Consider the following 13,698-nt stretch of genomic DNA (forward strand, 5'->3'; position numbering starts at 1 on the left):
GCCAAGGCCGGCACCTGCGGAAGCGCCACTCCTATCAACGCTTTCTCAATCCTTCCCGCACCATTCTCCGCCCGCCGGCCCGTACCGGTACGCCGCAAGGATTGCCGCGAAGCAGTTTCGACGGTCATCCCGTCCGGCGGAGGCAGGCATGTTCGATGGTTTGGCGGGCTCCCCGAAGGGGGGCGATGGCGGGCTGGATGGCGGACTTCCGGGACTGTGCGGCGGCAGCCTCCGGCACCAGCTGGCGGCGGTGCGGAAGCACCTGGGGATGGAGGTGGCCTTCGTCTCCCAGTTCGTCGGCGGCCGGGCGGTGTTCCGGGAGGTGGATGCCCCGGGGCTGGAGGCGCTGATCAAGCCCGGGGACCAGCGACCGCTGGCGGACCTGTACTGCCCGCACATCCTGGCCGGCCGGCTGCCGGAGCTGATGGCGGATACGGCGCGATATCCGCTGGCGCGGTCCCTGCCCATCACCGCCGCGGTGCCGATCGGGGCGCATCTCAGCGTGCCGATCCGGCTGCCCGATGGGCAGGCCTATGGCATGTTCTGCTGCTTCAGCCCGCATCCGAACCCCTCGCTCAATGCCCGCGACCTGCAGGTGATGCGGGTGTTCGCGGACATGGCGGCGCATGACATTTCCCGCGTGCACGCCGCGGAACAGGCGCGGGCGGCGGTGGCGGCGCGGATCGAGCAGGTGATCGCCGGCCGGCAATTCGGCTTCCGCTACCAACCGATCCTGTCCATGCAGCCCTTCCAGGTGGTGGGGTTCGAGGCGCTGTGCCGCTTCGCGCCGGAGCCCCACCGGACGCCGGATGTGTGGTTCGAGGAGGCGCATGCCGCCGGGTGCGGCGAACGCCTGGAGGTGGCGGTGCTGCGCCATGCGGTGGAGGCGCTGCGGCTGCTGCCGGCGCCGGTGTTCATCTCGGTCAACGCATCGCCGGCCACGATCCTCGGCGGGGCGCTGCCGGGCGTCTTTGCCGGGCTGCCGATGCAGCGCCTGGTGCTGGAGGTGACGGAACATGCGCAGGTGCCGGACTACGCCGCGCTGCGCGAGGCGCTGGCGCCGCTGCGCCACGCCGGGGCGAAGGTCGCGATCGACGATGCGGGCGCGGGCTATTCCAGCCTGCACCACATCCTGCAGCTGCGGCCGGACATCATCAAGCTGGACATGGGCCTGACCCGGTCGGTGGACAGCGACCCGGCGAAGCGGGCCCTGGCGGCGGCGCTGTGCCACTTCGCGCGGGAGACCGGCTGCGAGATCGTGGCGGAGGGCATCGAGACGGAGGCGGAGTTCGCGACGCTTGAAAGCCTGGGCGTGGCGAAGGGCCAGGGCTACCTGCTTGGCCGGCCTGGCGACCTGGCGACGGCGCGGGAGATGGTGGGGGTGGGCTGAGCCTCAACTCCCCGTCCGCGGCGGGTCCAGGTACAGCGGACTTTCCAGGTAGCGTCGCAGCCAATATCGGGCAATCACGCCGATGGCCGCCGCCATCGGCACCGCCAGCAGCACGCCGAGGAAGCCGAAGGCGACGCCGCCGGCGAACAGCGCGAAGATCACCCAGACCGCGTGCAGTTCCACCCGGTCCCCCAGCAGGCGGGGATAGATGACGTAGCCCTCCACCGTCTGGCCGATGACGAAGATGCCGACGACCAGCAGCACCTCGTTCCAGGTGCCGAACTGCGCGACAGCCAGGATGACGGCGGTGACGAAGCCGGTCAGCGAGCCGACATAGGGGATGAAGGACAGCAGGCCGGCCATCAGCCCGACGGTCAGGCCCAGTTCCAGCCCGGCGGCGGACAGGGCGGCGGCGTAGTAGGCGGCCAGGATGGCGCAGCACAGCAACTGGCCGCGCAGCCAGGCCGCCAGCACGCGGTCCGTGTCCCGCGCCAATTGCCGCAGCACCTGGGCGGATCGGCGCGGCAGCCAGCTTTCCATGCGCGCCATGATGCGCCGCCAGTCCCGCAGCAGGTAGAAGCCGACGATCGGCGTCACCACCAGCAGCGCGAACACGTTGAACAGCGCGACGCCGCCGCCGATCAGGCGCGCGACCGCGGTGCCCATGAAGGTGACGATCTGGCCGGCCTGGCCGATCACCAGGTCGCGCAGCTGGGCGTCCACCACATCCGGGCCGAAGGCGTTCTGCGCCGCCTCCAGCGCCTGGCGCACCGCCTGGCCGATGCCCGCGACATAGGCGGGCATGCGGACGATCAGCACGCCGATCTGCGCCACCAGCAGCGGATACAGCAGCAGCAGCGCGACCAGGGCGAGCGCCGTCAGCGCCAGTACCAGCAGGAAGGCGGCGACCGAGCGGGGCACGCCGAGCTTCGCCAGGCGCGTCGTCGGTGGGTCCAGGAAATAGGCGATGCAGCCGGCCAGGACGAAGGGCGTCAGGATGGCGGAGAACAGCCAGACGCAGAACAGCAGGAAGGCGGCGCCGCCCGCGACCAGGCCCCAGCGCTCGCCCCGTGTGGCGCGGCGGCCCTGCTGCACCGGGGCGGGCGGCGGCGGGATGGGCGGGCGCGGCGGCGGCAGGGCGCCCTGCGGCATCGGCACCGCCGGCGGCAAGGTGGGCGGCGGCAGGCGCGGCGCGGTCATGGACGCCGCCCTGTCATGCGTGACGCCGGGCGGCCTGCACCACATAGGCGGCGCCGGAGGCCAGGGTGGTGGCGGTGACCAGCCAGATGCCGAATTGCAGCGCGGCATCCGCATCCAGCCGGTAGCCGGACAGCAGCAGCGCGCCGGCGGCGAGCGCGATCTGCGCCGCGGTGTTCAGCTTCGAGATCCACAGCGGCTCGATGAGCGGCGGCTGGCCGAGCAGGTACAGCACCAGCACGCCGCCGACGATCAGCAGGTCCCGGAACACCACCAGGATCGCCAGCCAATCCGGCAGCACGCCGAGCGCGGCCAGCGTGACGTAGACGGAAACCAGCAGCGCCTTGTCGGCGACCGGGTCCATCAGCGCGCCGAGGGCGGAGCGGCTGTTGCGGATGCGGGCCAGCCAGCCATCGATGCCGTCCGAGAGGCCGGCGGCGACGAAGACCCAGAAGGCCAGGTCCAGCCGGTGTTGCAGCATCAGCCAGATGGCGCCCGGGACGGCGCAGAGCCGGGCGAAGGTGATCGCGTTTGGCAGCGTGAACGGCCCGGCATCCGGCGCGACAGCCGAGGCCTGGACGCGCTCGGGTGGCGTGTCAGCGGGCTCCGGCAAGGCTGAGGCGCCATCCCTCGCGGCCTGGGACCGGGTTCGGCGGCAGGCGCGGATCGGCCATCGTCGGGCTGAGGAACAGGCCGCTATCGGCCATGCCGGCGGCCGCCTCGGCCGGCTGGGCGCGCAGCGACAGGCGCAGGCGGGCGCCATCGGCGGCCACCGCCACCACCTGCATCCGCGCGACCGGGGCGGCGGTGGACAGGCGGCGGGTGATCTCGACCCACTCGGCGAAAGACCGGTAGCTGGCCAGCGCCTCCACCGTGGTGACGGCGGGGCCGGAGCCGGGGTTGGGCGCCGCGGCCGGCGCGCCGGGCGGCGCCGCGGGGGCGCTGCCGTCGAAGGCCGGCGCGGGGGCGCGGCCACCGGCGGCGGCGACGCGCTGCGGGTTGAAGTTCACGGTGATGCGGGCGGTGTAGGTGCGGGCGCTGATCCGTTCCGATTCGATGATGAGGGAGCGGACCATGCCCTCGATCTGCGCGTCGGAGGCGCGGGGGTTCATCCCGAGGCTGGCGGCCATGCGTTCATAGGCGAGCCGCTGGCCGTTGTTCAGCGCCTGCTCGCGCGCCAGCACGGCGGTTTCCGCCGTGGCCTCGGCGGGGATGCCGCGCTGGACCAGCGGATCCTCCTGCGCCATGCCGGGGCCGGCCAGGGCGGGGGTGAGGGCGAGCAGGACAGCGAGGCAGATCGCGCGCAGCACGCGAGTTGCCGATCCCCCGGCCGCGTGGTTGTTTCCGCTCCGCTGGCCGCGCCGCAGGCTCGCCGGCATCTTGCCATCCTTTTCCATTCCCAGCCGCATACCCGATCGGGGGCCGCCATGACCAGCCTGACCTACCGAGACGCGGGGGTTGATATCGAAGCCGGCGACGCGCTGGTGGAAGCCATCAAGCCGCTGGCGCGCAGCACCGACAGGGCTGGAACGATGGGTGGGCTCGGCGGTTTCGGGGCGCTGTTCGACCTGAAGGCGGCAGGGTTCCGCGACCCGGTCCTGGTGTCCTCCACCGATGGCGTCGGCACCAAGCTGAAGCTGGCGATCGACAGCGGCATCCATGGCTTCGTCGGCCAGGACCTTGTCGCGATGTGCGTCAACGACCTGGTGGTGCAGGGCGCGGAGCCGCTGTTCTTCCTGGATTATTTCGCGACGGGCAAGCTGGAGGTGGCGCAGGCCTCCCAGGTGGTGGCGGGCATCGCGGAAGGCTGCCGCATCGCCGGCTGCGCGCTGGTGGGTGGCGAGACGGCGGAAATGCCGGGGCTGTATCGTGGCGGCGACTACGACCTGGCCGGCTTCACGGTGGGCGCCGCGGAACGTGACGCGCTGCTGCCGAAGCCGGATGTCGGGCCGGGCGACGTGCTGCTGGGGCTTGCCAGTTCCGGCGTGCATTCGAACGGCTTCTCGCTGGTGCGGCGCATCCTGGAGGGCACCAACCTCACGATGTCGGCACCGGCGCCGTTCGGCGCGGGAAAGTCGGTGGCGGAGGCGCTGCTGGTACCGACGCGGATCTACGTGAAGCCGGTGCTGGCGCTGCACAAGGCCGGGCTGCTGAAGGCGGCGGCGCACATCACCGGCGGCGGCCTGCCGGGCAACCTGCCGCGCGTGCTGCCGGAAGGCGTGGCGGCGGTGCTGGATGCCGGGGCCTGGTCCCTGCCCCCGGTCTTCGGCTGGCTGGCGCGCCAGGGCAACGTCGCGGCGGAGGAGATGCTGCGGGTGTTCAACTGCGGGCTCGGCATGGTGCTGGTGGTGGCCGAGGGCAACGTCGAAGCCGCGACGGCGCAGTTGGAGACGGCCGGGGAGACGGTGTTCCGCATCGGCGGGCTGGTCGCCGGCGAAGGGCGGGCCACGGTGCGCATCGACAACATCGGTCCCGGCTGGCCCGCTTGAGGCACCCGTCTTGAGGCAGCGCATCGGCGTCCTGATCTCGGGCCGCGGCAGCAACATGGCGGCGCTGCTGCGGGCGGCGGCAGTGCCGGGTTATCCGGCGGAGATCGGGCTGGTGCTGTCGAACCGGGCCGACGCGCCGGGGCTGGCGGTGGCACAGGCCGCCGGGGTGCCGACCGTGGTGGTGGAAAGCCGCGGCCGCGACAAGCCGGGCTTCGAGGCGGCGATGCAGGCGGAGTTCACCCGCCACGGCATCCGGCTGCTGGCGCTGGCCGGCTTCATGCGGGTGCTGACGCCGGAGTTCTGCGAAGCCTGGCGCGACCGGCTGGTGAACATCCACCCGTCCCTGCTGCCGTCCTTCCGCGGGCTGGACACCCATGCGCGCGCGCTGGCCGCCGGGGTTCGGCTGCATGGCTGCACGGTGCACCTGGTGACGCCCGGCGTGGATGAGGGGCCGATCCTGGCGCAGGCGGCGGTGCCCGTCCTGGCTGGCGACACCGAGGCGACGCTGGCCGCGCGGGTGCTGGCGCAGGAACACCTGCTGTACCCGGCGGCGCTGGCCTGGCTGGCGGCGGGGCGGGTGCGGGTGGTGGGCGGCGTGGCGGAGATCGATGCGCCGGGGGCAGAGGGCGCCCTCGCCAACCCCTTGCCGCTGGCCGCCGCGCTACCTACAAACAGGTCCACACGCGGATCCGTATGAGGGCAACCATGGCCGAGCAGGCGCCGACCTATGAAATGGTGGAAGTGAAGGCCGAGGATATCCTGGCGGAGCGCCAATCCTTCTACGGCGCCTTCATGAAGGGCACGACCTGGTCGATCGGGATCACCGTGGCGATCCTGCTGCTGATGGCGATCTTCCTGGTCTGAGGAAGGCGCGCTGAAATGAAGGAAGGGCCGCATCCCGTGAGGGGTGCGGCCCTTTTTCGTGGGGCTGTCTCGAGCCCCCCTCACCCAACCCTCTCCCCCCAGCGGGGGGAGAGGGCTTTGGTGTCAGCCGACGATGTCGGTGCCGGCGAAGAAATAGGCGATCTCGGTCGCGGCGTTCTCGGCGCTGTCGGAGCCGTGCACGGAATTGGCCTCGATGCTCTCGGCGAACATCTTCCGGATCGTACCCTCGGCGGCGTTGGCCGGGTTGGTGGCGCCCATGATCTCGCGGTGCTTGGCCACGGCATCCTCGCCTTCCAGCACCTGCACGACCACGGGGCCGGAGGTCATGAAGCCGACCAGGTCGTTGAAGAAGCCACGCTCGCGGTGCACGCCGTAGAAGGTCTCGGCCTGGGCGCGGGACATGTGGATGCGCTTCTGGGCGACGATGCGCAGGCCGTTCTCCTCGAACACCGCGTTGATCGTGCCGGTCAGGTTGCGGCGCGTGGCGTCGGGCTTGAGGATGCTGAAGGTGCGCTCGGTGGCCATGGCGATGATCCTTGGTTGGTGGCGCGGCGGATAGGCGGGGAATGCGCCCTGCGCAAGCCCCGCACCCGCCGCGCCAACCCGCCAGGCCGGGCCGGGGCCAGATCAGGCCGGCGCCGTGCCGCGCTGCCGGCGACGCGCCAGGCCCAGCGCCGCCAGGCCGAAGCCGAACAGCGCCATGGAGGCCGGCTCCGGCACCGAGGTCGGCGGGTCGATCGGCACGCCGGCGATGGTGGTACCGGCGATCGCCATGCCGGAGTCATAGATCGTGTCCGACCAGTTCGTCACGCCGAACTGCAGGCGGTAGGTGCCGGCATCCGCGATGGTGTAGTCCGACTGGATCCACCCGGAATGGCCGCAGCCGCTGGCGAAGCAGGTGCCGCTGTCGCCGCCCAGCACGTTCCAAGTCGTGCCGGCCTGGATGCCGATGCTGCCGGGCGTCAGCGTCGCCTGCGCGGCCGGAAGGCCGAAGCCGGGCACGATGTTGCCGGGGGCCGGCTGGGTGCGCGCGGTGAACAGGATGGCGACCTCGTCCATCGCGCCGTTCAGCAGCCGCGCCCAGGAATAGTCGGCGAAGCCCGAACCATCCGATGTCACGTAGTTGAAGAAGAACCGCAGCGTGTCGTTGGCTGCGGCGACGAAGGCGTTGGTGGTCAATGTCGAGCCGTTGGTCTCGCTGCCGAAGCCGTTCCGCAGCGTGCCGCCGCCGTTGGTGCCGCCATTGGTGGTGACGTAGGAATAGCCTGGGCCACCCACCGGCGGCGCCACGACGACGCCATTCGGGCTTTCGGTGCCCGCCGCGCCGATGGCGGTCCAACCCACGGGCACCGGCCCGGCGAGGGCATCGCCCAGCGGGGCGAAGGCCAGTACGGCGGCGACAAGCGCACCACTGGCGGGGTGCTTGAGGCGCCGCGCAAATCCGTAGCCTGCTTCCATCAACATCACGCTCTCCATCCTGGCGTAGCGGCGTCCATCGCCGCGGACACGTAACCGCAAGATCGATGCCAGGGCGCAATCTCAAGCTTGTTCAACTTGTTATACGATTTGGATTGTGGAGTTCATCCGCCCCTGTAATGAGTGCCGACAGGTCGTTATGGTGGCGGCTCGGTTCTGCCCCTACGCCTGCGGCGCCGGGCCGGCTATGAAGCGGTCCCATGACCGTCCTCAGCATCCGTGACCTCACCATCCGCTTCGGCGGGCGCGAATTGATGAACGGGGCCGAGCTGACGCTCGACACCGGGCACAAGCTCGGCCTGGTCGGGCGCAACGGCGCCGGGAAATCCACGCTGCTAAAGGCCATCACCCGCGACCTGATCCCGGATGGGGGCGAGATCCGCCTGGCCGCGCGCGCCCGTATGGGCGTGGTGTCGCAGGAGGCGCCGGGCGGTCCCTCCAGCCTGCTGGAGGCGGTGCTGGAGGCGGATACCGAGCGGGCGGAGCTGCTGTCGGCGCTGGAGCGGGACGACCAGGCGCATCGGGCGGCGGAAATCCATGAACGCCTGATGGCGATCCAGGCCGATGCGGCGCCGGCCCGCGCGGCGACGGTGCTGGCCGGGCTGGGCTTCGATGCGGAGGCGCAGGCGCGGCCGCTGGACAGTTTCTCCGGCGGCTGGCGGATGCGCGTGGCGCTGGCCCGCGCGCTGTTCCTGGAGCCGGACCTGCTGCTGCTGGACGAGCCGACCAACCACCTCGACCTGGAAGCGACGCTGTGGCTGGAGGGCTGGCTGAACCGCTTCGCGGGTGCGGCCATCATCGTCAGCCATGACCGTGGGCTGCTGGACCGGGCGGTGGACGGGATCGCGCATCTCGATCGCGGCAAGATCCTGTACTACCCCGGCAATTACGAACGCTTCGTCCGCATCCGCACCGAACGCGCGGCGCAGGTGGAAGCGCAGCGCGGCAAGATCGCGGCGCAGCGGGCGCATATGCAGGCCTTCGTGGACCGCTTCCGGGCCAAGGCCTCCAAGGCCAAGCAGGCGCAGTCCCGCATCAAGGCGCTGGAGAAGCTGCCGGTGCTGGATGCGGTGATCGAGGACGCCAGCACCACCTTCGCCTTCCCGGAGCCGGAGGAGCTGGCGCCGCCCGTCCTCGCGCTGGAGCATGTCGAGGTCGGCTATGGCGGGCCGCCGATCCTGCGCAACCTCGACCTGCGGATCGACCAGGAGGACCGGATCGCGCTGCTCGGCGCCAATGGCAACGGCAAGTCCACGCTGGCCAAGCTGCTGGCGGGGCGGCTGGGGCCGTCGCGCGGCACGGTGAAGCGGGCGCCGCGGCTGCGAGTCGGCTTCTTCGCGCAGCACCAGTCGGAGGATCTGGACGCCTCCGGCACGCCGCTGAGCCACATGCAGGCGGCGCTGCCCAACGCCACCATCGCGCAATGCCGCAGCCAGCTCGCCCGCTTCGGGCTGACGGTGGAGCGCGCCGAGACGCGGATCGCGAATTGCTCGGGCGGTGAGAAGGCGCGCCTGCTCCTGGCGCTGTGCACGCGGGATGCGCCGCAGTTGCTCATTCTCGACGAGCCGACCAACCACCTCGACATCGATGCGCGGGAGGCACTGGTGCGGGCGCTGGCGGATTTCGGCGGCGCGGTGCTGCTGATCACCCACGATCCGCACCTGGTGGAGCTGATCGCGGACCGGCTGTGGCTGGTGGCGGATGGGCAGGTGAAGTCCTTCGACGGCGACATGGACGAATACCGCGCGCTGCTGGCCGACCAGGCGCGCGGGCCGGGGCGCGCGGCGGAGGCGGAAGGTGGCGGCAAGGGGTCGCTGGAGCGGAAGAAGAGCGCCTCCGCGCGGGCCGCGCTGGCGCCGATGCGGACGCGGCTGAAGGAGATCGAGAAGGCGATTGAGAAGCTGGCGCTGGAGACCAGGCTGATCGAGAAGCGCCTGAACGACCCGGCGACCTATGCGAAGCGCAAGCCGGAAGACATCACCTGGGCGAATACGCGGCGCATCGTGATTTCCCGCCAGACCGCGGCGCTGGAAGAGGAATGGCTGAAGCTGTCCGAGGAGCTGGACGCGGCCTGACAGCGCGGGCTTGACGGTACGGGGGACGGTTGCGACACCGGGAGGAAATCCATCCCGGGAGACAACGTCATGATCCGTCGCCGCACGCTGGCCGCCCTGCCGCTCGTTGCCCTCGCCGCGCCGGCCCTGGCGCAGGGGGCGGGACCGATCCGCCTGATCGTGCCGGCGCCGCCCGGCGGGCCGACGGATATCCTGGCGCGGCTGACCGGGGAACGCGCGGCGGTGACGCTCGGGCAGCCGGTGGTGGTGGACAACCGGGCGGGCGCGGGCGGCGTGATCGGGGCGGAGGCCACGACGCGCAGCGCGCCGGATGGGCTGACCATCATGGTCGGGCACAACCAGACCCATGCCTCCAACCAATCCATGATGGCCCGCCTGCCCTTCCACGTGGTGGAGGGGTTCACGCCGATCGCCAAGATGGGGACGGTGCATCACGCGACGGTGGTGCCGGCCTCCTCGCGGGCGAAGACCATGGCGGAATTGCAGGCGATGGGGCGGAATGGCGGGCGGGTGACCTATGCCTCCTCCCAGGCCGGCTCGGCGAGCCATGTGATCTCGGAAACCTTCGTGCGGCGGTCCGGGATGGATGCGACGCATGTGCCGTACCGGGGGGCGGCGCCGGCGGCGACGGATACGGTGGCGGGGGTGGTGGATTTCTACACCTCCACCTTCCCGACCGTGGCGGCGCTGATCCGCGACGGGCGGCTGCGCGCGCTGCAGGTGGGCGCGCCGGCGCGGCTGGCGGATTTTCCCGAGTTGCCGACGGCGGCGGAAGCGGGGGTGCCGTACATGGCGGTGGATGCCTGGTTTGGGCTGTTCGCCCCGGCCGGGCTGCCGGCGGCGATGGCGGAGCGGCTTTCGCGGGCGTTCCTCGGCGCGCTGGAGGAGGCGGAGGTGAAGCGGCGGCTGGCAGCGGCCGGGTTCACGCTGGACCCGATGGGGCCGGAGGCGTTCGGGGCGTTCCAGCGGGCGGAAGTGGCGCGGTGGGCGGAGATGGTGGCGCTGACGGGGGTGAAGCTGGAGGATTGACCCTAGATTTTGGAATGGTAGCTCTGCGGTGGGTTAGCGCCCGCACTTGACCCAAAGCGGACGCATGCGCTCGACCTCAAACAACGACCGGCTGCTGAGATGCTGATATTCCAAATGTCGTCTATAATCTGCGCTCTCATCGTATTTACGCCGATTTTGTATTCCGTCGTTTCAAAACGGGATCTAAAGCAGTAGTTAAAGCTAGATAGCGTGATCTCCAACAAAATACGGCATCACAACAACGTCTCTAAATAGAGATTTTTCTGGATCGAGATCGACTGAGCTTGATCCGCTTTCACCGCCCTGCCTCAATTCAAGAATGAATAATGTCTGATAGGCAAATGGGGCGGCTTCAGACGAGTATGTCACGCACCCAATTATATGCGGCTGGCGGCGCCACCGTGGCGTTACATTTGGTCCCTCAGCCACCTCCTCCTTGTGTACAGAATAAACTTGCTCATGTCGACGCTCGTCGCCGGGCAAAACCGAAAACCCAAGAATTGGATCTCCTTGAGTAGATCGTTCTTGGTATGTTGTGCGTATGCGGGCGGCAAGATCCCGCTGTAGGTCCCAGATAGCTTGGCCGACGGTGTGTGGGCGGAATTCGGACGCGATCCACACGTGTAGAGAAGGGGTCTTCCCAGAATTTTTCACCGTGAAACGTATTTTAAGCCCGAGTTGTTCGCCCCAATATTCTAGGTGAATCAATTCAGCTCGTACACTAACCCATGGCCGCTGATCAGCAATGAACAGATGCCTTTGCTGTTCATTAGCTTCTCGTGCCGAACGAAGCGATTTCAATGTTAAATACAAAGTGTATAGGAGGGCGATTGAACCGACGAGGGAGAGGGCTGCTTGAAAGGCAGTCAATTCAGCCTGCCATTCTGCTGCCCTAGCGCTGCGCTCCGCTGCAAGGGTGGCTCTACGCATCATGTCCCCTTCTTGAGACAGGCTGTCTCCGCTCGAAAAGAGGAGGCAGATCGCCGTGAGAACCGGGCCCAGAACATAGCGTGCACAGAAGTTTAACGATTGCAACGGAATTCGCCTTCGATTCGATGAATACTCAACATCCGAGCGACGGCTGCCATGATGTGTCCAAACCCGCGCTTGGGGGCGTCCTGGGTGCTCAAGAAGGCAGGCTTAGTGGACAAGAAACCACCACTTCCCGCCAAACTCGGACCTTCCTGCATTCTTCATCTACGTCCCCTCACCCCTTCTTCTCCCACCCCCGCGCCCCCTGCTGCCAGTACGCCAGCGCATGCCCCGCCGCCTTCGCCGCCTTCCAGCGCCCCCGCGCCGCGGCCACCGCCTCCGCATCGCCGCCGTCGAACAGGTCCAGCACCCGGTCGAACGCCTCCAGCCGCGCGCTTTCCGTCCCTTCCAGCAGGAACAGGAAGCGCGCGCCGTTCGGGGCGCCCTCCGGCCCGGCATCCTCCGTCGTCAGCCAGATGGGGTTGAGCGTGGGGTGGCCGGAACGGGGGGTGCCGTGCGGCAGCCAGTCCGGGTCGGGGCAGGTCCACAGCGCGGCGTCCAGCACCTCCAGCCGCGCCGGTTCCGCCACGCGCACCATGGCGCGGCCGCCGCCGGCCAGCACGCGGCCGAGCAGTTTCGGCAGGGCCTGTTCCAGCGGCGTGCGGGTCAGGTGGTAGAAGCCGTAGTCAGCCATCACGGCTCCGCCTTGGGCATCACGGCTCCGCCTTGGGCATCACGGCTCCGCCTTGGGCATCAGGGCTCTGCCTCGAACTGCGCCGCCACCAGGCGATCCAGCAGGCGAACGCCGAAGCCGGTGGGGCCGGCGGGGCCCAGCGCGTGCGGCTTGTCCTGCGTATCCACCCCGGCGATGTCGAGATGCGCCCACGGAACCCCCTCCCCCACGAAGTCGCGCAGGAAGGCGGCGGCGTGGCTGGCGTCGGGCTGGCGGCGGCTGCCGGCCGGCATGCATTGGCGGATGTCGGCGATGGCGGAGCGCAGATCCTCCCGGTGCCTTGTGCCGATGGGCATGGGCCAGAGGTTCTCGCCCACCTCCTCCCCGGCCGCGGCCAACCCCGCCATCAGCGCGGCGTCGGTGCCGAACAGGCCGGCCTTGTGATGGCCGAGGGCGGTGACGATGGCGCCGGTCAGTGTCGCGGCGTCGATCACGGCGCGGGGCCGGAACGCCGAGATCGCGTGGTGCAGCGCGTCGGCCAGCACCAGGCGGCCCTCCGCATCGGTGTCCACCACCTCCACCGTGCGGCCGGAGGCGGTGCGGAGCACGTCGCCGGGGCGGTAGCTCTCCGCGCCGGTGGCGTTCTCCGCGATCGCCAGCACCGCCACGGCGGGTGCGGGGGAATGGCGCAGCGCGAGGGCCAGCATGGCGCCGGCGCAGGCGGCGGCACCCGCCATGTCGGCGCGCATCGTCTCCATGCCGTGGGCCGGCTTGATGGAGATGCCGCCGGTGTCGAAGACCAGCCCCTTGCCGACGAAGGCGACCGGCGGCAGGTCCAGCGTGCCGCGCCAGCGCAGGATCGCCAGCCGCGGCGGGCTGGCGCTGCCGCCGCCGACGGCCAGCAGCGCGCCGAAGCCGGCGCGGGCCAGGCGCTTGCGGCCCCAGACATCGACATGGATGCCGAACTCGGCCAGGCCCTCCAGCCGCTTGGCGAAGTTGCGGGTGGTCAGGTGGTTGGCGGGCTCGGCCACCAGGTCGCGGGCGAACAGGCAGGCGCGGATGGCGGGCGCCGCCCGGTCCCACGCCTCGCGGCAGGCGGCGGGGTCGTCGACGGTGAAGGTCGCGCGATCAAGCGCCGGCTTGATGTCCCGGGTGCGATGCGCCTCGAAGCGCCAGGCGCGCAGGGCCATGCCGGCGGCGAAAGCGGCGATATCGGCCGGGCCGAGACCCTCCGCGGCGACGGCGCAATGCGGCGTCTCCGGCAGTTGCGCGACGGCCGTGGCGCCGGCCTGCTCCCAGTCCAGCCGCCGGCGCGGCGTGCCAAGGCCCACCAGGATGCGACGCGGCTCCCCCGCCATGTCGCGCACCCGGCCGGCCGCGGCCACGAACCCATCCGCCCGCGGCGCCCCCTCCACCACCGGACACAGCACCGGCAGCGGCGCGTCCGGGGCGGCGCGGCGGAAACGGGGCCTCAGCATGGGCGGGGCGCGCTGGGTGCTTTGCAGGGGGACG

The 13,698-nt window shown here is 70.3% G+C and carries 14 protein-coding genes; 6 read left to right on the forward strand and 8 right to left on the reverse strand.

From position 1 onward, the window contains the following. Window positions 1–148: 148 nt before the first annotated feature. Entirely contained in the window at window positions 149–1,390 is a 1,242-nt protein-coding gene (locus ACFHPP_RS08740) for a sensor domain-containing phosphodiesterase (protein ID WP_437162878.1), read from the forward strand. A gap of 3 nt (window positions 1,391–1,393) precedes the next feature. Here ACFHPP_RS08740 and ACFHPP_RS08745 read toward each other — a convergent pair whose 3' ends face one another. The 3 genes from ACFHPP_RS08745 to ACFHPP_RS08755 are packed head-to-tail and all read right to left on the reverse strand — an operon-like array spanning window position 1,394 to window position 3,966. Then, window positions 1,394–2,590 (reverse strand): AI-2E family transporter, encoded by a 1,197-nt coding sequence (locus ACFHPP_RS08745; protein ID WP_437162879.1) that lies wholly within the window; start codon window positions 2,588–2,590, stop codon window positions 1,394–1,396. A gap of 13 nt (window positions 2,591–2,603) precedes the next feature. Then, the gene (locus ACFHPP_RS08750; RefSeq protein WP_437162880.1) at window positions 2,604–3,200 is read right to left on the reverse strand and encodes a CDP-alcohol phosphatidyltransferase family protein; all 597 of its coding nucleotides are present in this window, start codon (window positions 3,198–3,200) and stop codon (window positions 2,604–2,606) included. Continuing rightward, entirely contained in the window at window positions 3,184–3,966 is a 783-nt protein-coding gene (locus ACFHPP_RS08755) for a hypothetical protein (protein ID WP_437162881.1), read from the reverse strand. Before ACFHPP_RS08755 ends, ACFHPP_RS08750 begins: the two co-directional genes overlap by 17 nt. A 48-nt stretch (window positions 3,967–4,014) precedes the next feature. Here ACFHPP_RS08755 and purM point away from each other — a divergent pair, with 48 nt between their 5' ends. Genes purM through ACFHPP_RS08770 form a run of 3 tightly spaced genes read left to right on the forward strand, consistent with a single transcriptional unit; the run spans window position 4,015 to window position 5,940 of the window. Continuing rightward, window positions 4,015–5,076 (forward strand): phosphoribosylformylglycinamidine cyclo-ligase, encoded by a 1,062-nt coding sequence (gene purM / locus ACFHPP_RS08760; RefSeq protein WP_437162882.1) that lies wholly within the window; start codon window positions 4,015–4,017, stop codon window positions 5,074–5,076. 55 nt (window positions 5,077–5,131) lie between these two features. Further along, window positions 5,132–5,773, forward strand: a complete 642-nt coding sequence (gene purN, locus ACFHPP_RS08765) for a phosphoribosylglycinamide formyltransferase (RefSeq protein ID WP_437163000.1) — start codon at window positions 5,132–5,134, stop codon at window positions 5,771–5,773. 8 nt (window positions 5,774–5,781) lie between these two features. Next, window positions 5,782–5,940: an aa3-type cytochrome c oxidase subunit IV gene (locus ACFHPP_RS08770; RefSeq protein ID WP_437162883.1), complete on the forward strand. Its 159-nt coding sequence runs from the start codon at window positions 5,782–5,784 to the stop codon at window positions 5,938–5,940. A 123-nt stretch (window positions 5,941–6,063) separates the two neighbouring features. On the opposite strand, the gene ndk is transcribed toward ACFHPP_RS08770, so the two are convergent. Together ndk and ACFHPP_RS08780 are read right to left on the reverse strand one after the other, a co-directional pair. Continuing rightward, window positions 6,064–6,486, reverse strand: a complete 423-nt coding sequence (gene ndk / locus ACFHPP_RS08775) for a nucleoside-diphosphate kinase (protein WP_437162884.1) — start codon at window positions 6,484–6,486, stop codon at window positions 6,064–6,066. 102 nt (window positions 6,487–6,588) lie between these two features. Next, on the reverse strand, window positions 6,589–7,425 hold the full coding sequence (locus tag ACFHPP_RS08780) for an NF038132 family protein (protein ID WP_437162885.1): 837 nt from the start codon (window positions 7,423–7,425) through the stop codon (window positions 6,589–6,591). 212 nt (window positions 7,426–7,637) lie between these two features. Here ACFHPP_RS08780 and ACFHPP_RS08785 point away from each other — a divergent pair, with 212 nt between their 5' ends. Together ACFHPP_RS08785 and ACFHPP_RS08790 are read left to right on the forward strand one after the other, a co-directional pair. After that, window positions 7,638–9,512 (forward strand): ABC-F family ATP-binding cassette domain-containing protein, encoded by a 1,875-nt coding sequence (locus ACFHPP_RS08785; RefSeq protein ID WP_437162886.1) that lies wholly within the window; start codon window positions 7,638–7,640, stop codon window positions 9,510–9,512. A 69-nt stretch (window positions 9,513–9,581) separates the two neighbouring features. After that, window positions 9,582–10,541 (forward strand): Bug family tripartite tricarboxylate transporter substrate binding protein, encoded by a 960-nt coding sequence (locus tag ACFHPP_RS08790; RefSeq protein ID WP_437162887.1) that lies wholly within the window; start codon window positions 9,582–9,584, stop codon window positions 10,539–10,541. A 201-nt stretch (window positions 10,542–10,742) separates the two neighbouring features. Here ACFHPP_RS08790 and ACFHPP_RS08795 read toward each other — a convergent pair whose 3' ends face one another. The 3 genes from ACFHPP_RS08795 to ACFHPP_RS08805 form a co-directional block, all read right to left on the reverse strand. After that, entirely contained in the window at window positions 10,743–11,474 is a 732-nt protein-coding gene (locus ACFHPP_RS08795) for a hypothetical protein (protein WP_437162888.1), read from the reverse strand. A gap of 274 nt (window positions 11,475–11,748) precedes the next feature. Further along, the gene (locus tag ACFHPP_RS08800) at window positions 11,749–12,207 is read right to left on the reverse strand and encodes a DNA polymerase III subunit chi (RefSeq protein ID WP_437162889.1); all 459 of its coding nucleotides are present in this window, start codon (window positions 12,205–12,207) and stop codon (window positions 11,749–11,751) included. Window positions 12,208–12,266: 59 nt separating this feature from the next. Further along, complete coding sequence (locus ACFHPP_RS08805) at window positions 12,267–13,664, reverse strand: leucyl aminopeptidase family protein (RefSeq protein ID WP_437162890.1); 1,398 nt, start codon at window positions 13,662–13,664, stop codon at window positions 12,267–12,269. Between the last annotated feature and the right edge of the window lie 34 nt (window positions 13,665–13,698).

This window comes from Falsiroseomonas sp. E2-1-a20, assembly GCF_051433195.1.
Lineage (GTDB): Bacteria > Pseudomonadota > Alphaproteobacteria > Acetobacterales > Acetobacteraceae > Falsiroseomonas.

What these genes read in the sequence shown, in the direction of transcription:
- ACFHPP_RS08740 (WP_437162878.1), top strand. Translation starts at nt 149, where the DNA reads ATGTTCGATGGTTTGGCGGGCTCCCCGAAGGGGGGCGATGGCGGGCTG.
- ACFHPP_RS08745 (WP_437162879.1), bottom strand. Translation starts at nt 2,590, where the DNA reads ATGACCGCGCCGCGCCTGCCGCCGCCCACCTTGCCGCCGGCGGTGCCG.
- ACFHPP_RS08755 (WP_437162881.1), bottom strand. Translation starts at nt 3,966, where the DNA reads ATGCCGGCGAGCCTGCGGCGCGGCCAGCGGAGCGGAAACAACCACGCG.
- purM (WP_437162882.1), top strand. Translation starts at nt 4,015, where the DNA reads ATGACCAGCCTGACCTACCGAGACGCGGGGGTTGATATCGAAGCCGGC.
- purN (WP_437163000.1), top strand. Translation starts at nt 5,132, where the DNA reads ATGGCGGCGCTGCTGCGGGCGGCGGCAGTGCCGGGTTATCCGGCGGAG.
- ACFHPP_RS08770 (WP_437162883.1), top strand. Translation starts at nt 5,782, where the DNA reads ATGGCCGAGCAGGCGCCGACCTATGAAATGGTGGAAGTGAAGGCCGAG.
- ndk (WP_437162884.1), bottom strand. Translation starts at nt 6,486, where the DNA reads ATGGCCACCGAGCGCACCTTCAGCATCCTCAAGCCCGACGCCACGCGC.
- ACFHPP_RS08780 (WP_437162885.1), bottom strand. Translation starts at nt 7,425, where the DNA reads ATGTTGATGGAAGCAGGCTACGGATTTGCGCGGCGCCTCAAGCACCCC.
- ACFHPP_RS08785 (WP_437162886.1), top strand. Translation starts at nt 7,638, where the DNA reads ATGACCGTCCTCAGCATCCGTGACCTCACCATCCGCTTCGGCGGGCGC.
- ACFHPP_RS08790 (WP_437162887.1), top strand. Translation starts at nt 9,582, where the DNA reads ATGATCCGTCGCCGCACGCTGGCCGCCCTGCCGCTCGTTGCCCTCGCC.
- ACFHPP_RS08795 (WP_437162888.1), bottom strand. Translation starts at nt 11,474, where the DNA reads ATGATGCGTAGAGCCACCCTTGCAGCGGAGCGCAGCGCTAGGGCAGCA.
- ACFHPP_RS08800 (WP_437162889.1), bottom strand. Translation starts at nt 12,207, where the DNA reads ATGGCTGACTACGGCTTCTACCACCTGACCCGCACGCCGCTGGAACAG.
- ACFHPP_RS08805 (WP_437162890.1), bottom strand. Translation starts at nt 13,664, where the DNA reads ATGCTGAGGCCCCGTTTCCGCCGCGCCGCCCCGGACGCGCCGCTGCCG.